This is a genomic window from Mailhella massiliensis (genome assembly GCF_020741395.1).
In the GTDB taxonomy this organism is placed as follows: domain Bacteria; phylum Desulfobacterota; class Desulfovibrionia; order Desulfovibrionales; family Desulfovibrionaceae; genus Mailhella; species Mailhella massiliensis_A.
This window is the reverse complement of the sequence record NZ_DYZA01000220.1, coordinates 1-14,885: the sequence shown is the minus strand read 5'-3', so window position 1 is coordinate 14,885 and position 14,885 is coordinate 1. Positions and strand designations below refer to the sequence as shown.

Sequence of the window (14,885 nt, the reverse complement as noted above, 5' to 3'; positions counted from 1 at the left end):
AGTCCTGGCACTGAACGGAAGCCAGAATCCAAAAGGCGTAACTTATCATGCCATTCAGCTTGTTGCCGACGAACTGAAAAAGGAAAATATCGGCCTTGACATAGTCCATGTCGGCGTAAAGCCTGTTGCTGGATGTGTTGATTGCCGAAAATGCAGAACAAACGGGCATCATTGTATTCACAATGACATAGTCAACAAGATCATCGACATGCTGCCCGATTACGACGGGCTGATCCTGGGCTGCCCTGTACACTACATGGGTATTCCCGGCCCGTTCAAGGCTGCCCTCGACAGGCTGCTCTATGCCACGGAGCACCTCGAAGGATGGGGGCCGAAGCCGGCCACGGCCATTGCCGTCTGCCGGAGGGCCGGAGCCGTCAACACCGTGCAGCAGCTCGGCAACTACTTGAACTGCGCCAACCTTCTCACCGTCAACAGCCAGTACTGGAACGTGGTGTTCGGGTGGAAGCCCGAGGAATTCCTCTCCCAGGACGCAGAAGGCGTGCAGACCATGCAGGTGCTCGGCAGGAACATGGCCTGGATACTGAAGGTACTGGAGGCCACCAGGGAAAGCATCCCGGCCCCCGTGTATGAAAAGCGCGTCCGCGCGAACTTCTGCCGCTGAGGGGGGATTATGCGAGCCATAGATTTCCGCCTCCGCCCCCCGTACAGGACCTACCTCAATTCCTTCATGTACGATATGCCCGCTCTGGAAAAATCCCACGCCATGCGCGACCTGGGCTCCGTTTCGGAAGCGGCCCGCCGGAAGGATACGGGGCTGCTCGTTGAGGAGATGGACAGGGCCGGCGTCGTGTGGGGCGTGGCCCCGGTACGTCTGCCCCAGAACGGCAGCAACGACGACGCCCTCTCCCTGATGGAGGAATATCCCGGACATTTTCTCGGCGTTCCGTGGGTCGATCCCCTCCATCCTGAAGCGGCTTGCACTGCCATAGAAAAATACTGTGTGAACGGGCCCTGCCGTGCCATCATCATGGAGCCGGGACTCTATACCACGCCGGTGAAATGGTTCGTCAACAATCCCGACATATTCCCTGTATACGAATACTGCTCGGAAAAAGGTATTCCGGTGCTGCTCTCCTTCGGCGGGCGTGTGGCAGACCCGCGCTGGTACGCGCCGGAACTGGTTTACGACGTGGCCTCGCACTTCCGCAACCTGAAGCTTGTGCTCTGCCATGGGGGATGGCCCTATGTGGCGGCCGTATGCAAAGTGGCCATGGACTGCCCCAACGTGATTCTCTCGCCCGACACCTGGGCCATGAGCTTCGCCCCGGGCGGCGCGGACTATATTCTCGCAGCCAACTACACGCTTCAGGATCAGATAGTCTTCGGCTCTTCCTACCCGGCCATGCCGCTGGAAAAAGCCGTGGAAAACTATGTGAGCCGCCTTCGTCCTGAAGTGGCGGACAAAATCATGTACCAAAACGGCGCCCGCCTCTTCGGGCTGGAAGACTAATCTACCCTCCCTGCCAGCAAAGGAGAACTTTCTATGGGACGACTTAAAGGACAAGTGGCCATTGTGACCGGCTCCACCTCCGGCATAGGTGCGGCACAGGCCGAAGCCCTGGCCCGGGAAGGGGCAAAAGTAGCCCTGACCGGCAGAAACCGGCAACGCCTTGATGAAGAAATAGAAAAAATCCGGTCTGTTGGAGGTGAAGCCATAGGCATGACCTTCGATATGCAGGACAGCGCCGCCATCAAGAGCTTCTATGACATGGTTATGGACGCATGGGGGCGCGTGGATATCCTTGTCACCACCCACGGTATTTTCGACCAGCGGCGAGGCTCGCTGGATGCCACGGAGCAGGAATTTCAGAACTTCATGCAGATCAACGTGATTTCCGTTTTCACGCTGTGCAACCTGGTCATGCCGCAGATGATACGGCGCGGTAAGGGGGTGATCATCGCAACGGCTTCCGTCAGCGGCATGAGAAATACCGCTATGGGCGGCCCCCGCGGCAGTGCCGGCGGCGGCTCCATGTATACCTCCTCCAAGCATGCCCTGGTGGGGTATATCCGCAGTCTGAGCGCCCTGTACGCATGGCAGGGCGTACGGGCCAACGTCATCTGCCCCGGCTCCGTGGTGACTCCCTTCATCCAGGACAGCCTGGACAACGACCCCGACGGCTATGAAAAGCGGGTGCGCGTCATTCCTGCAGGACGTCTCGGCATGCCGGAAGACGTCGCAAAGGTCACCGCATTTCTTGCCGGCGATGACGCCGGTTTCATACATGGCGCCGTCATTCCCGTAGACGGCGGACGTTCCAATGTTTAACCCGGAGGATTTGACATGATGAACCGAATGAAGCAACGCGGCCTCGCCCTTCTGCTCTGCCTCGGCCTGATCTCGCCCCTTGCCCCCGCCCTTTCCGCCCGCGCCGCCGACGACGGCAGCGGCATTTCGCTCTCTCTTTCCGGCGGCCCCATGGGCGGCGGGGCCTCCATGGCCCTTGCCGCCTTTATGAAGGCTTTCATGGATCAGTACCCCAAGGCCGTCTGTGATCTGCTTCCGGGCAACGGCACGGCCAACCCCGTGCGTGTGGCCACGGGCAAGGTACAGGTGGCCCACGCGCAGGGCGCCCTGCTCACCGCCGCCAAGGAAGGCAGGGAACCCTACAAGCAGAAATACTCCAATCTCCGTTCCCTGTTCAAAATCAACGACGACTGCCGCCTGCTCCTGTTCGTCCGCGACGATGCGCCCATCACCAGCCTCAAAGGGATTGCAGAACAGAAACAGGCCGTACGCTTCAGCCCGGCCACAAGGGGATCCACCAACGACATGTTCTCCCGCTGGGTGCTGGAAACCTACGGCATCGACTACGACAAGCTTCAGGAATGGGGCGGCGTGGTGACCTACATCACTTTCGACGCCATGGTGGACGCCATGAAGGACAATCAGCTCGACATGATCGGGTGGAACGGCCCCGGCTTCCCCTCCTTCCTGCGCCAGATACTGCTCACCAAGAAAGTACGCTTCCTGCCCGTCGGGCCTGAAGAAATGGAAATTCTGAAAAAACGCGGCCTGCGCGCCTCCGTCATCAAGGCCGGCGAGTTTGAAGGCGTGGTAACGGAAGACGTCCCTTGCGTCACCGATGTTACCGAAATCATCTGCAGCGAAGATCTGCCGGAAGATCTGGCATATAAAATCGTCAAGATCTGGACCGAACACAGCAAGGACATAGCTCTCGCCAACCCCGGCTACGGTACCTATGATCCCGCCATATCCTGCCTGAATACCGCTCTGCCTCTGCATCCCGGAGCCGAACGCTACTACCGGGAGGCCGGATATCTGAAATAGACATATCAGTGGCGGCTTCCGGGCGGAAGCCGCCCCCCCCAAAAAAAACACAACGCCCCGCTTCCCTGCTGCTCTTCTTTCCGAAAATCCGTATCCCGCACCACCCTCCGGGAGTTTCCCATGACCAGCAAATTCCGTTCGATGATACAGCCCCTGTTCGTGGTTTTCGCCATCGCCCTGTGCATCTTCCAAGTATACACCACTTCAGGGATCGCCATAGTCAATTCCACGCTTCAGCGTGTGGCGCATCTGAGCCTTGTGCTCTGCCTTGTCTTTCTCTCCGTCCCCATCCATCCCGACTATCGCAAAAAGAAAACCGAACCGGCCCTCTTCGTCGCTCTCGATATTTGTCTCGCGGCTCTGGCCCTGGGCATAGCGGCATGGTATTTCGCCAACAGCACGGCCATATTTGAACGCTTCGCCTATGTCGACGAGGTGGAAACCATACAAATGTGGGCCGGAACCGCCCTCATCCTCCTTGTACTTGAAGCAACGCGCCGCACCTCCGGCTGGCCTCTTGTCATAGTCGCGCTCTGCTTCATCTGCTATGCCCTGTTCGGCGAAAACATGCCCGGCCCCCTCGCCCATGTAAAAATTTCACCCCAGGCCCTGATAGAACAGCTTTTCCTGCTTACCGAAGGTATTTACGGCGTGGCCATGGCCGCCGCAGCCACCATGATTTTCGCCTTTGTCCTTTTCGGTTCCTTTCTTGAAGTCTCCGGCATGAGCAATCTCTTCATCGACCTCTCCTGACTCCTGACCAGGAACACCAAGGGCGGTCCCGCAAAAGTGGCTATCTTCGCCTCGGCGCTGTTCGGTACCATTTCAGGATCCGCCCAAGCAAATGTCTACGGCACGGGTATTTTCACCATTCCGCTCATGAAACGCGTAGGCTACAGCCCCGCCTTTGCCGGGGCCGTGGAAGCCTGCGCCTCCACGGGAGGGCAGCTCATGCCTCCCATCATGGGCGCGGCGGCCTTCATCATGGCGGACGTCACCGGTGCAGGTTATCTTACCATCGCAAAATCCGCCCTGCTGCCTTCCATACTGTTTTACCTTTCCCTGTACTGCATGATCCATTTCGAAGCGGTCAAATACAATATCGGCACCATGCCGGCCAGTGAAATTCCCCCGGCAAGTTCCGTCATTTCCCGCCTCTACTACATGCTTCCGCTCGTTTTTCTGGTCCTTGTCATGATTATGGGGCGCAGCGTCAACTCTGCGGCTTTCGCAGGATGCCTCGTCATATTCCTGCTCTCCCTTCTGAAAAAAGAAACCCGCCTCACCCTCCCCAGGCTCAAAGATGTAGCCGTGGTCGCCGCCCGCAACACGCTCATGATCACAAGCTGCTGCGCCTGCGCAGGCATCGTGGTAGGCGTCATCAGCCTCACCGGCGGCGGGCTGAAGCTCATCAACATCATCATGAACCTTGTCGACGGCAACCTTTTCCTGCTGCTCGTCATGCTCATGATCACCTGCTTCATCGTGGGCATGGGCGTCCCCACTGCGCCAGCGTACATCATCGTTTCCGTCCTTGCCGCCCCGGCCATGATCAAGCTCGGTGTACCCATGATCTCCGCCCACATGTTCTGCCTGTACTACGCCGTCCTCTCCACCATAACTCCCCCCGTATGCATGGCCGCATTCTCCGCCGCCGGCATTGCGGAAGCAAACGCCATGCGTACCGGCTTCACAGCCGTGAAGCTCGGCATCATCGCCTTCATCATCCCCTTCTTCTTCGTCTATCAGCCCGGCCTGCTTTTCCAGGGCGACCTGCTCGATATCACGGGAGTGACCATCACCTCCATCATCGGCGTTCTCGGGCTTTCCGCCGGCATGCAGCGCTTCTTCCTCGCTCCCTGCAACGCCGTGGAAGCCCTCATTCTCGTTGCCTCCGGCCTTGCTCTCATCTATCCCGGCACCGTCACCGATATCCTCGGCGTCAGCGGCATCGCCGCTATCGGTCTGATCCAGCGATTCCGCATCAGCCGGGCAGCAAAATAGGAGCCCGACATGCAGGAAATCATGGACTTCCGTTGCCGTCCGCCATTCGGGAACTTCCTGCGTGACTGGATCTTCTGCCTGGAAGACATGCCCGGCAACCCCGGGCTCAAGACAAAGTTCTCCCGCATGGGCATGGAGCTTCCCCCTTCGCTTCTGAAGCGTTCCATGCAGGAATTCTTCCGGGAAAACGAAGCCTGCGGTATTGTCCACAGCGTCGTCCCCCTGCGCGTGCTCCCCGGCCTGGACAACGACGACCTTGCCGCACTGCTCCAGGCCTGGCCCGGCCGCTTCACGGGATTTGCGGGCATACAGCCTTTTGAATCAGGCATGCGCTCCTGCCTGGAAACCATACGTCGCTTTGTCGTCCACGGCCCCTGTTCCGGCGTGTATATGGAGCCCGGGCTCGACCCTCATCCCTGGCAGGCAGACGACGAAGCCCTTTTTCCCCTCTATCAGGCCTGCCAGGACGCGGATATCCCCGTATGCCTGCTTTTCGGCGGCGTGTTCCACAGGCGCAATGCCCCAGACTATGACCTCTATTCCCCACGGCGCATAGAACATGTGGCAAGGCGGTTCCCGGGGCTGCGCCTCGCGCTCTCCCACGCCTGCTGGCCGTGGACGGCACACGCCTGCGCCGTCGCCATGAACTGGGAAAACGTATGGCTCTCCCCGGACGGGTTCATGATCGACCACCCCGGTTCGCAGGACTACGTCACGGCGGCAAACTATCGCCTTCAGGACAAAATACTGTTCGGCAGCCTGTACCCCAGCGTTCCCCTCGGATACGCCGTAGAAAAATATCGCTCCCTGCTGCGGGAGGAAGTGCAGCACAAGATCTTTTTCCAGAACATGAAAAACTTTCTGAAGCTGTAAGCCGGCATATCCATGAAAGGCCGCCGCAACGGCCGGACGCGATCCCTTGTATGAATCCTTCTCCCCTCCGAGGCGCTTTTTCCCCAAAACGCCCCGCCCCTCCTCCCGACGCGGACAGGAAAAGCCCCAAGGCTTCCCCTGTCCGCGTTTCCGTCATGCCCGATACTCCGCAAGGGGAACGTGAATTGACCTTCCTCCCCGACAAAGGTATTCTTTCCAGCCGTCAGCCATTCAGGAAATGCGTCAGAACGCATCGCTCCACCGCTGCCCGGCGCGCCCTGAACGCGCAGCAGCCAAACGACATGAGGCCTCCATGAGCCAGAACATCCCCGCCCCTGAAGCGGACCGCCCCCAGGGCACCGACTTCCTCCGCGCCCGCATCAACCAGGACAATCTCACCGGCCGCTTCGGCGGGCGCGTGCATACGCGCTTCCCTCCCGAACCCAACGGCTATCTGCATATCGGCCATGCCAAGTCCATCTGCATCAATTTCGGCCTGGCAAAGGAATACGGCGGGCTGTGCAATCTGCGCTTCGACGACACCAACCCCGTGAAGGAAGACACCGAATACGTCGATTCCATTCAGCGGGACGTACAGTGGCTGGGCTTTCAATGGAAAGGCGAAGTGCACTACGCCTCCGACTACTTCGACCAGCTCTATGAATACGCCGAAAAGCTCATCATGATGGGCAAAGCCTATGTGGATGAGCTTTCCGCCGACCAGATACGCGAATACCGCGGAACACTCACAAAACCCGGAATTCCCAGCCCTTGGCGCGACCGCCCCGCCGAGGAAAGCCTCGACCTTTTCCGCCGCATGAAGGCCGGCGAATTTGAAGACGGCAAGTATGTGCTCCGCGCCAAGATAGACATGGCTTCCCCCAACGTCATCATGCGCGACCCCACCATCTACCGCATCCGCCATGCCTCCCATCACCGCACGGGCGACAAGTGGTGCATCTACCCGATGTACGACTTCACGCACTGCCTGTCAGACTCCATCGAAGGCATCACCCACTCTATCTGTACTCTGGAATTCGACAATAACCGTGAACTGTACGACTGGGTGCTGGATACCCTCGGCGTCTACCACTCGCAGCAGATAGAATTTGCGCGCCTTCAGCTCACCTATACCGTGCTTTCCAAGCGCAAGCTCATCCAGCTCGTGAAGGAAGGCTATGTGCGCGGCTGGGACGACCCGCGCATGCCTACCATTTCCGGCCTGCGCCGCCGTGGCTATACCCCTGAAGCCATACGCGATTTCTGCTCGCGCATAGGCATAGCCCGCGCTGCGGACGCCCTGGTGCACTACAGCCTTCTGGAATTCTGCTGCCGCGAACACCTCAACGCCGTCACGCCCCGCTGCATGGCCGTGCTCGACCCCCTCAAGGTAATCATCACCGACTACCCCGAAGACAAGGTGGAGGAATTCGAACAGCCCCTGCACCCGGAAGACGCCTCCTTCGGCAGCCGCAAGGTACCCTTCTGCCGCGAAATCTACATCGACCGCGACGACTTCCGCGAAGATCCGCCCAAGAAATACTTCCGCCTCGCCCCCGGAGCGGAGGTGCGCCTGCGCTACGCCTATTACATCACCTGCACCGAAGTCATCAAAGATGCGGAAGGCAACATCGTGGAGCTGTACTGCACGCACGATCCTTCCTCGCGCGGCGGCTCCAGCCCCGACGGGCGCAAGGTCAAGGGCACGCTGCACTGGGTGAGCGCCCGCCACGCCGTACCCACGGAAGTTCGTCTTTACGAACAGATGTTCACCACGGAAACCGACAGCGATATTGAAGAAGGCAAGACCTTCCTCGATTATTTCAACCCTGAATCCGAAAAGGTGATCACGGCCATGGCCGAACCTTATCTGGCCACGCTTCCCGCAGGGAGCCATGTGCAGTTCGAGCGCGTGGGCTATTTCTGCGCCGACCCCGACGGCACGAAGGACCGGCCCGTGTTCAACCGCACCGTGACGCTCAAGGACTCCTGGGCCAAGATAGAAAAGAAGCAGTAAAAGAAGGGGGCGCAAAACGCCCCCGCCCGGCAGAACGGACTGCCTGTAAGGAGACAACATGTCCATTTTTGAGAAGAATCAGGCTCTGGCCCAGCTGTTTGAACAGCATAAGGCCCGCCTGTGCGAGGAAGAAGGGCTTACGGAGGAACAGATACGTTCCGCCATTGAGGCGGGCACCATGGTGCTTCTCGGCAACCCCGGCCATCAGAATGTAAAGCCCATCCTGGTGGGGCAGCCCGCCCGCGTGAAAGTCAATGCCAACATCGGCACCTCCCCCTTCCATTGCAGCGTGAAGGGCGAAATGCGCAAGCTGAACATCGCCCTGGAGGCAGGGGCAGACACCATCATGGATCTGTCCATCGCGGGAGACCTTGACGATATCCGCAGGCAGATGCTGGAAGCGTGCCCCGCCCCCCTCGGCACCGTACCCATGTACGGCGTGGCCCAGATCTATATCGACAGAGGCGAAGACCCGGCCACCATCGACCCGGAAGTCATCTTTGCGGATGTGGAAAAGCAGGCCGAACAGGGCGTGGACTTCATGACGCTGCACTGCGGGCTCACCCGCCAGGGCGCGGAATGGGGCGCGAAGGGCGGCCGCACCCTGGGTATCGTATCCCGGGGCGGCAGTATCCTTTCCCGCTGGATGCTGCGCAACGACAAGGAAAACCCCCTGCTCACCGGGTTCGACCGCCTGCTCGACATTGCGCTGCGCCATAACGTCACCCTCTCCCTCGGCGACGGACTGCGCCCCGGCGCAGGCAGCGATGCGGGCGACGCCGCCCAGTGGATGGAAGTGATCATGCTGGGCCAGCTGGCAAAACGCGGTCTGGAAAAGGGCGTACAGTGCATGATCGAAGGCCCCGGCCATGTGAGCCTGAACGAAGTGGAAGCCCAGATCATGGGCATCAAGAAGCTGACTAACGGCGCGCCCCTCTATGTGCTCGGGCCGCTCGTTACCGATACCACTCCCGGATACGACCATATCGCCGGGGCTATCGGCGGCGCTGTCGCCGTGCGTGCGGGCGTGGATTTTCTCTGCTACCTCACTCCTGCCGAACACATCACCCTGCCCGACGAGGAAGACGTGAAGCAGGGCGTCATGGCCTCGCGCGTGGCCGCACAGGCCGGAGAAAACGCGCTGGGCACGCCCCGAGCAAGGGCGAAGGAAGCCCGCATGTCCAAGGCCCGCATGGAGCTCGACTGGGACGCCATGCGCGAGATCGCCATAGACCCTGAACTTCTGGAAAAACGCCGCGAACCCCACAAAAATGAGGAAGCCTGCGCCATGTGCGGCAACTTCTGCGCCGTGCGCATGATGCGCGAAGGCAATCCCGCGGCTGTCATCCCCTCCCACTGCCAGCATCACCGTAAATAACTCTGACAAGGCGCGGCCCTCCGGGGCCGCGCCTTTTTCCGTGAAGGCCGCGTCGACCGATGCGGCCTTTCTGCCGGAAAGGACTCATCATGTGCAAGAAAACGGCCGTCATAGTGACGCTCATGCTTCTGATGCCCCTTTTCTGCGCGAAGATTTCCGCCGGGGAGGCAAAAGAGGGCAAAGCGCTGAACGCGCGCCAGGCTTTCGCCCTCATCCCCACGGAAATCTTTGAAAATACGCACTCATCCCTCAATGATGAGGAAAAGGAACAGCTCGCTGCGCAGGGCATCAGCGCACACTGGCTCATGACGGAGAGTGAAAAGGACGTGCTGCGCCTTGAATCCGTGGACGGTCTTTCCAAGGTCTGCCTTCGCCTTTTCCGCTCGGAACAGGGAGCCGTGGCGGCCTTCCGCACCGAAGACGACGCCGGCGAATGCATTTCCGAGCTGTGGTTCATCAGCTCCGGCGGCCATGCAGCGCCGCTTCCCCTGCCGCCGGAACCGGCAGGCTCAGAATTTTTCCGGCCCGGCCGGGAAGATCTCCCGGGCCGTCTTTCCGCAAGCTGTACCTTCTGCGTGTTCGACATGGGCCTTGAGGCTCTCCCCTCCTTCACATCCGACGGCATGCCCTGCGACCTCAAGACGGACAACGCCGTCTACTACCTCTGGAACGGAAAACGCTTTATCAAGAAAATTAAAAGTGCTGAGGAAAAAGTATGCGGGAAATGACGCCCTCATTCCGCCCGGAAAGGGAAGCATCCTCCCGCACGCAGAGGCTTATAAAAAAACAACCTCTTTCCGAAGGGAACAAACGGCGCACATGCCGCCGAATTCCGGGAAAGAAAGGAAAAAAGGCGGCCGGAGCCGCCTTTTCCGACACGGAGCAAAGCCCGTCGAAAATTTCCATACCTACTTCACGATTTCCGTGCCCACGCCCTGATCGGTAAGCAGTTCCAGAAGGAGACAGTTTTCCACGCGGCCGTCCACGATAGTCACCTTGTCCACGCCCTGCTTCAGGGCGTTCATGCAGCAGTTGATCTTGGGGATCATGCCGCCGGTCAGGGTACCGTCGGCAAGAAGGCGCTGAGCGTCGGCAGTATCAATGTGCTCGATGAGCTTCCCTTCTTTGTCCAAGATACCGGCCACGTCGGTAAGCATGAGCAAGCGGCGGGCCTTGAGCGCACCGGCCACGGCCCCGGCCACGGAATCGGCGTTGATGTTGTAGGTGTTGCCTTCCGCGTCCACACCCACGGGAGCAATGACGGGCACGAAGTCATCATGAATGAGCGACGTTAAAAGCTGTTCGTTCACCGCCGTCACCTCGCCCACATTGCCGAGGTCTATGATTTCCGGCGGCTGCTTTTCGCCGTGGCTGATGGTCATGGCAAGCTTGCGGGCTTCGAGAAGCATGCCGTCCTTGCCGGAAAGGCCTACGGCCCGTGCCCCGGTCTTGTTGATAAGGTTCACCACACTTTTGTTCACAGAACCCACCAGCACCATTTCCACCACATCCATAGTGGCCTTGTCGGTCACGCGGTGGCCCTGACGAAATTCCGACTTGATTTCCAGCTTGCTCAACATCTCGTTGATCTGCGGACCGCCGCCGTGCACCACCACGGGGTGAATACCCACAAGCTTGAGCAGGCTGATGTTGCGGGCAAAGGCAAGCTTGAGACTTTCCTCCGTCATGGCATGGCCGCCGTATTTCACCACAACGGTTTCGCCGTGATATTCCCGAAGATACGGCAGGCTCTCGATGAGGACCCGCGACTGCAGGCGGGCCTGTTCCACAGAGTGGGCTGACATGGCCATATATGCTCCTTTTGCCGGGCTGATCCGGCATTCATGTTGATACCGGCCATAGTTCCCGCAATCCACACGAATGTCCAGCCCCTTTCAAGAGGGCGTACGCGACAAAAAGAACGTCCGCCGCCTCGCATCGGGCGCTTAAACCATTGCGTAAAAAGGCGCAACAGGTTAAGAAGGTGGGGTCAAAGACGCGGACACTTTCCGCAAAATCAATTCTGGAGAATCTATGTTCACTTCCATCGCCTACGCCGCCGGCAACGCGGGCGGCGCCGCTCAGAGCGGCCCCATGGGTGCCTTCGCCTCCCTGGTGCCCCTCCTGCTCATGTTCGCCGTGTTCTACTTCCTGCTGATCCGCCCCCAGCAGAAGCGCAACAAGGAACATAAGGCCATGATCGAATCCCTGGGCAAGGGGTCTTATATCATCACTTCCAGCGGTTTTCTCGGCCGTATCGTGGATCTGGAAGGCGATATCCTCGTAGTTGACCTCGGAGAAACCAAGGTCCGTATGCCGCGCGGCTTCGTCAACGGTACCTACGACCCCAAGGCCCTCAACAAAACGGCTGATGCCGCTCCCGCAGAAAACAAGTAGTTTTCGGAACACCGTACTTTCCGCTTCCACGCCTCCTTCCTGCAAGGAGGCGTGGGGCTTTGTCTTATGTTCAGGCATAAGGTCTGACTTTATTAGTTTTTTAAGGATATCCCCATGAAAACTCTGCGTTTGCGCCTGGCCGTCTCCCTCATCGTGCTTATTGTGGTGCTCGCGTACGCCCTGCCCAACATCCCCCTCATCGGCAACTCCGCTCTGGGCACGCTCATGCAGGACCGCATCAGTCTCGGTCTGGATCTCAAGGGCGGCATGAACCTCACCCTGGGCGTGGATGTGGACAAGGCCCTTCAAAATACCCTGTCCGTCACCGGTCAGGACATGAGCGACCGCGCCAAGCAGGAAAAGATCACCGTCATGAAGCCGCGCGTCAACAGCGCAGGCCTGCTTGAAGTGACGCTTCCGCGCACCGACCAGGCCGAAGCCTTCGACGCCATGATCAGCAAATGGTTCCCCAACCTCCATCAGGTGAGCGCCGACAATACCGCTTCCGGCCGGGCCTACGTCTTCGAGCTTTCCGCCGAAGCCCGCCGCCAGACGGAAGACATGACCATGGAACAGGTGGTGCGCACCATCCGCAACCGTATCGACCAGTTCGGCGTGGCGGAACCTGATATCCGCAAGCAGTCGGACAATCAGGTACAGGTACAGCTGCCCGGCATGACCGACGCCGAGCGCGCCATACAGATCATCGGCCAGACGGCCCATCTGGAATTCCATATCGTACGCGACGACGTGGATCCTTCCGCCATCATGCTGCCCCCGGGCACGGCGCGCTACCCCCTCATCGTCAAGGGGCAGTACGGTACGCAGAGCGAAAGCACCATACTGCTGGACACCCAGGCGCTCATGGGCGGCGAGGATATCACCAACGCCCGCCCCGCCTTCAACGAATTCGGCCAGGCCTATGTGGCGCTGGAATTCAACAACCGCGGCGCGAACAATTTTGAACGCATCACCGGCGAGAACATCAAAAAGCGCATGGCCATTGTGCTGGACGGCAAGGTGTATTCCGCCCCCGTCATCCAGGATCGTATCGCCGGCGGCAAGGCCTCCATCACCGGCAACTTCACCACGGAAGAAGCCCAGGATCTCGCCATAGTGCTGCGCGCAGGCTCCCTGCCCACGCCCGTCTCCGTGCTGGAAGAGCGCACGGTCGGCCCCTCCCTGGGCAAGGAATCCATCAACAGCGGCATCAAGGCTTCTCTCGTCGGTGCGGCGGCCGTCGTGCTCGTCATGCCCCTCTACTACGGGCTCTCCGGGCTCATCGCCGACCTCATGCTCTGCTTCACCATCACCATCCTGCTTGCTGGCATGACTTTCTTCGGAGCGACGCTCACCCTGCCCGGTATCGCCGGCATCGTGCTCACCATCGGCATGTCGGTGGACGCCAACGTGCTCATCTTCGAGCGCATCAGGGAAGAACTCAAAAACGGCATGTCCGCCATAGAAGCCGTAAAGGCCGGCTTCAGCCGGGCCAGTATCTCCATCATCGACTCGAACCTGACGACGCTCATTACCGCCGCCATTCTGTACCAGTTCGGCACAGGCCCGGTACGCGGGTTCGCCGTCACGCTGTCGCTGGGTATCCTGGCCTCCATGTTCACGGCCGTCTTCGTTTCACGGGCCATTTTTGAGACATGGATCTCCCGCTCCAGAAGTCAGCAAATCAGCATCTAGGGCCGTTTCCCCCTGAAAGGCGCGCACCACGCCCTTCAAAAGACAAAAGCTCCTGAAACAAGAGGGCCTTCCCATGGCATTTGCAATACTTTCCCGCCAGACCAACATCGACTTTGTGGGCTTCCGCCGCATCGCCTTCAGCATCTCCGCCTTCTTCATCATTCTGGGCCTTTTCGCCATCATCTGGAACGGCGGCCTGCGCTACGGAGTGGACTTTGCCGGCGGCGTGATGGTACAGATAGAGTTCGCCCAGCCCATCCCCGACGAACAGGTAAAGACAGCCCTGCAGGACGTGAACCTGCCGGGCCTCACCGTGCAGCAGGTGGATACCGAAAATCGCGATTATCTGCTGCGCTTCTCCATGCCTTCCGGGGAAAATCAGGACCTGCGCGATCAGGTTTCCACGGCTCTCAGCTCCAGTATTCCCGACAATCCCTCCACCATACAGCGCCTGGAATCCGTGGGCCCCAAAGTAGGTAACGACCTGCGCAACATGGCCATAGAAGCCCTGTTCTACGCCGTGCTGCTCATCACCGTCTACATCTCCGGCCGCTTTGAATACAGCTGGTTCATGGCCGGGGCCATGGCCCTCGTACTCTGGGGCGCCGTGTACGGAGCCTCCTATCTCGGCTTCAACCGGCTCTGGGGCGTGGCCATCGGTATGGTCATAGCCCTGATATACTGCTGGAAGCTGAAGCTCAACTTTGCTTTAGGCGCTATCCTTGCGCTCATACACGACGTCATCGTCACCCTAGGCCTGCTCACACTCCTCGGCGTGGAAATCGACCTCAACGTCATTGCCGCGCTGCTCACCCTGGTGGGTTACTCCATCAACGACACCATCGTCGTTTATGACCGTATCCGCGAAAACCTGCGTGCCGTTCCCGCCGATGCCAATCCCAAGCCTACCATGGGGAGCATCATCAACAAGTCCGTGAACCAGACGCTCTCGCGCACCATTATGACGTCCGCCACTACGCTGGTGGCCAGCCTCTCTCTGTACCTGCTCGGCGGCAATGTCATCCACGACTTCGCGCTCACCATCACCCTGGGTATTGTGTTCGGTACCTTCTCCTCCATCTTTGTGGCCTCTCCTATACTCATCGCCTTCGGCGACGTGGATCTCTACCACTCCAAGACCAACCAGAAGAACGAATACGAACGCCCCGGCGAACACGGTATCGTATAACAGCCTCATTTTCCGT

Annotated in this window: 12 protein-coding genes and 1 pseudogene; 12 read left to right on the top strand and 1 reads right to left on the bottom strand. The window is 59.4% G+C overall.

Translation table 11 applies throughout. The features are described from left to right. The 9 genes and pseudogenes from K8W16_RS10715 to K8W16_RS10675 form a co-directional block, all read left to right on the top strand. On the top strand, nt 1-625 hold a 625-nt coding region (locus K8W16_RS10715; protein ID WP_304123553.1), incomplete at its 5' end, for a flavodoxin family protein. Nucleotides 626-634: 9 nt separating this feature from the next. After that, on the top strand, nt 635-1,474 hold the full coding sequence (locus K8W16_RS10710) for an amidohydrolase family protein (protein WP_304123550.1): 840 nt from the start codon (nt 635-637) through the stop codon (nt 1,472-1,474). A 33-nt stretch (nt 1,475-1,507) separates the two neighbouring features. Continuing rightward, a complete protein-coding gene (locus K8W16_RS10705) occupies nt 1,508-2,293 on the top strand; it encodes an SDR family NAD(P)-dependent oxidoreductase (protein WP_304123547.1) in 786 nt (261 codons plus the stop codon). Between the two features lie 15 nt (nt 2,294-2,308). Continuing rightward, complete coding sequence (locus K8W16_RS10700; protein WP_304123544.1) at nt 2,309-3,316, top strand: TAXI family TRAP transporter solute-binding subunit; 1,008 nt, start codon at nt 2,309-2,311, stop codon at nt 3,314-3,316. A gap of 120 nt (nt 3,317-3,436) precedes the next feature. After that, nucleotides 3,437-5,320 (top strand): annotated as a pseudogene (locus tag K8W16_RS10695) (TRAP transporter permease). 9 nt (nt 5,321-5,329) lie between these two features. After that, a complete protein-coding gene (locus K8W16_RS10690) occupies nt 5,330-6,193 on the top strand; it encodes an amidohydrolase family protein (RefSeq protein WP_304123542.1) in 864 nt (287 codons plus the stop codon). Between the two features lie 313 nt (nt 6,194-6,506). Beyond that, nucleotides 6,507-8,210, top strand: a complete 1,704-nt coding sequence (locus tag K8W16_RS10685) for a glutamine--tRNA ligase/YqeY domain fusion protein (RefSeq protein ID WP_304123540.1) — start codon at nt 6,507-6,509, stop codon at nt 8,208-8,210. Nucleotides 8,211-8,268: 58 nt separating this feature from the next. Then, the gene (thiC, locus tag K8W16_RS10680) at nt 8,269-9,588 is read left to right on the top strand and encodes a phosphomethylpyrimidine synthase ThiC (protein WP_304123538.1); all 1,320 of its coding nucleotides are present in this window, start codon (nt 8,269-8,271) and stop codon (nt 9,586-9,588) included. 89 nt (nt 9,589-9,677) lie between these two features. After that, nucleotides 9,678-10,316 carry a hypothetical protein gene (locus K8W16_RS10675; protein WP_304123534.1) on the top strand — a complete coding sequence of 213 codons (639 nt, stop codon included), beginning with the start codon at nt 9,678-9,680 and terminating at the stop codon, nt 10,314-10,316. Between the two features lie 180 nt (nt 10,317-10,496). On the opposite strand, the gene argB is transcribed toward K8W16_RS10675, so the two are convergent. Then, on the bottom strand, nt 10,497-11,393 hold the full coding sequence (gene argB, locus K8W16_RS10670) for an acetylglutamate kinase (protein ID WP_304123555.1): 897 nt from the start codon (nt 11,391-11,393) through the stop codon (nt 10,497-10,499). A 229-nt stretch (nt 11,394-11,622) separates the two neighbouring features. Between argB and yajC the strand changes: the two genes are divergently transcribed. The 3 genes from yajC to secF all read left to right on the top strand — a co-directional run bounded on the left by yajC (nt 11,623) and on the right by secF (nt 14,869). Continuing rightward, a complete protein-coding gene (gene yajC / locus K8W16_RS10665; protein ID WP_304123531.1) occupies nt 11,623-11,985 on the top strand; it encodes a preprotein translocase subunit YajC in 363 nt (120 codons plus the stop codon). A 114-nt stretch (nt 11,986-12,099) separates the two neighbouring features. Beyond that, the gene (gene secD, locus K8W16_RS10660; protein WP_304123528.1) at nt 12,100-13,680 is read left to right on the top strand and encodes a protein translocase subunit SecD; all 1,581 of its coding nucleotides are present in this window, start codon (nt 12,100-12,102) and stop codon (nt 13,678-13,680) included. Between the two features lie 73 nt (nt 13,681-13,753). Next, nucleotides 13,754-14,869, top strand: a complete 1,116-nt coding sequence (gene secF / locus K8W16_RS10655; RefSeq protein WP_304123526.1) for a protein translocase subunit SecF — start codon at nt 13,754-13,756, stop codon at nt 14,867-14,869. The last annotated feature ends 16 nt before the right edge of the window (nt 14,870-14,885 follow it).

Coding starts and splice junctions, on each gene's coding strand:
- secF (WP_304123526.1), top strand. CDS start 13,754: ATGGCATTTGCAATACTTTCCCGCCAGACCAACATCGACTTTGTGGGC.
- K8W16_RS10705 (WP_304123547.1), top strand. CDS start 1,508: ATGGGACGACTTAAAGGACAAGTGGCCATTGTGACCGGCTCCACCTCC.
- yajC (WP_304123531.1), top strand. CDS start 11,623: ATGTTCACTTCCATCGCCTACGCCGCCGGCAACGCGGGCGGCGCCGCT.
- secD (WP_304123528.1), top strand. CDS start 12,100: ATGAAAACTCTGCGTTTGCGCCTGGCCGTCTCCCTCATCGTGCTTATT.
- K8W16_RS10675 (WP_304123534.1), top strand. CDS start 9,678: ATGTGCAAGAAAACGGCCGTCATAGTGACGCTCATGCTTCTGATGCCC.
- K8W16_RS10710 (WP_304123550.1), top strand. CDS start 635: ATGCGAGCCATAGATTTCCGCCTCCGCCCCCCGTACAGGACCTACCTC.
- argB (WP_304123555.1), bottom strand. CDS start 11,393: ATGTCAGCCCACTCTGTGGAACAGGCCCGCCTGCAGTCGCGGGTCCTC.
- K8W16_RS10690 (WP_304123542.1), top strand. CDS start 5,330: ATGCAGGAAATCATGGACTTCCGTTGCCGTCCGCCATTCGGGAACTTC.
- K8W16_RS10700 (WP_304123544.1), top strand. CDS start 2,309: ATGATGAACCGAATGAAGCAACGCGGCCTCGCCCTTCTGCTCTGCCTC.
- K8W16_RS10685 (WP_304123540.1), top strand. CDS start 6,507: ATGAGCCAGAACATCCCCGCCCCTGAAGCGGACCGCCCCCAGGGCACC.
- thiC (WP_304123538.1), top strand. CDS start 8,269: ATGTCCATTTTTGAGAAGAATCAGGCTCTGGCCCAGCTGTTTGAACAG.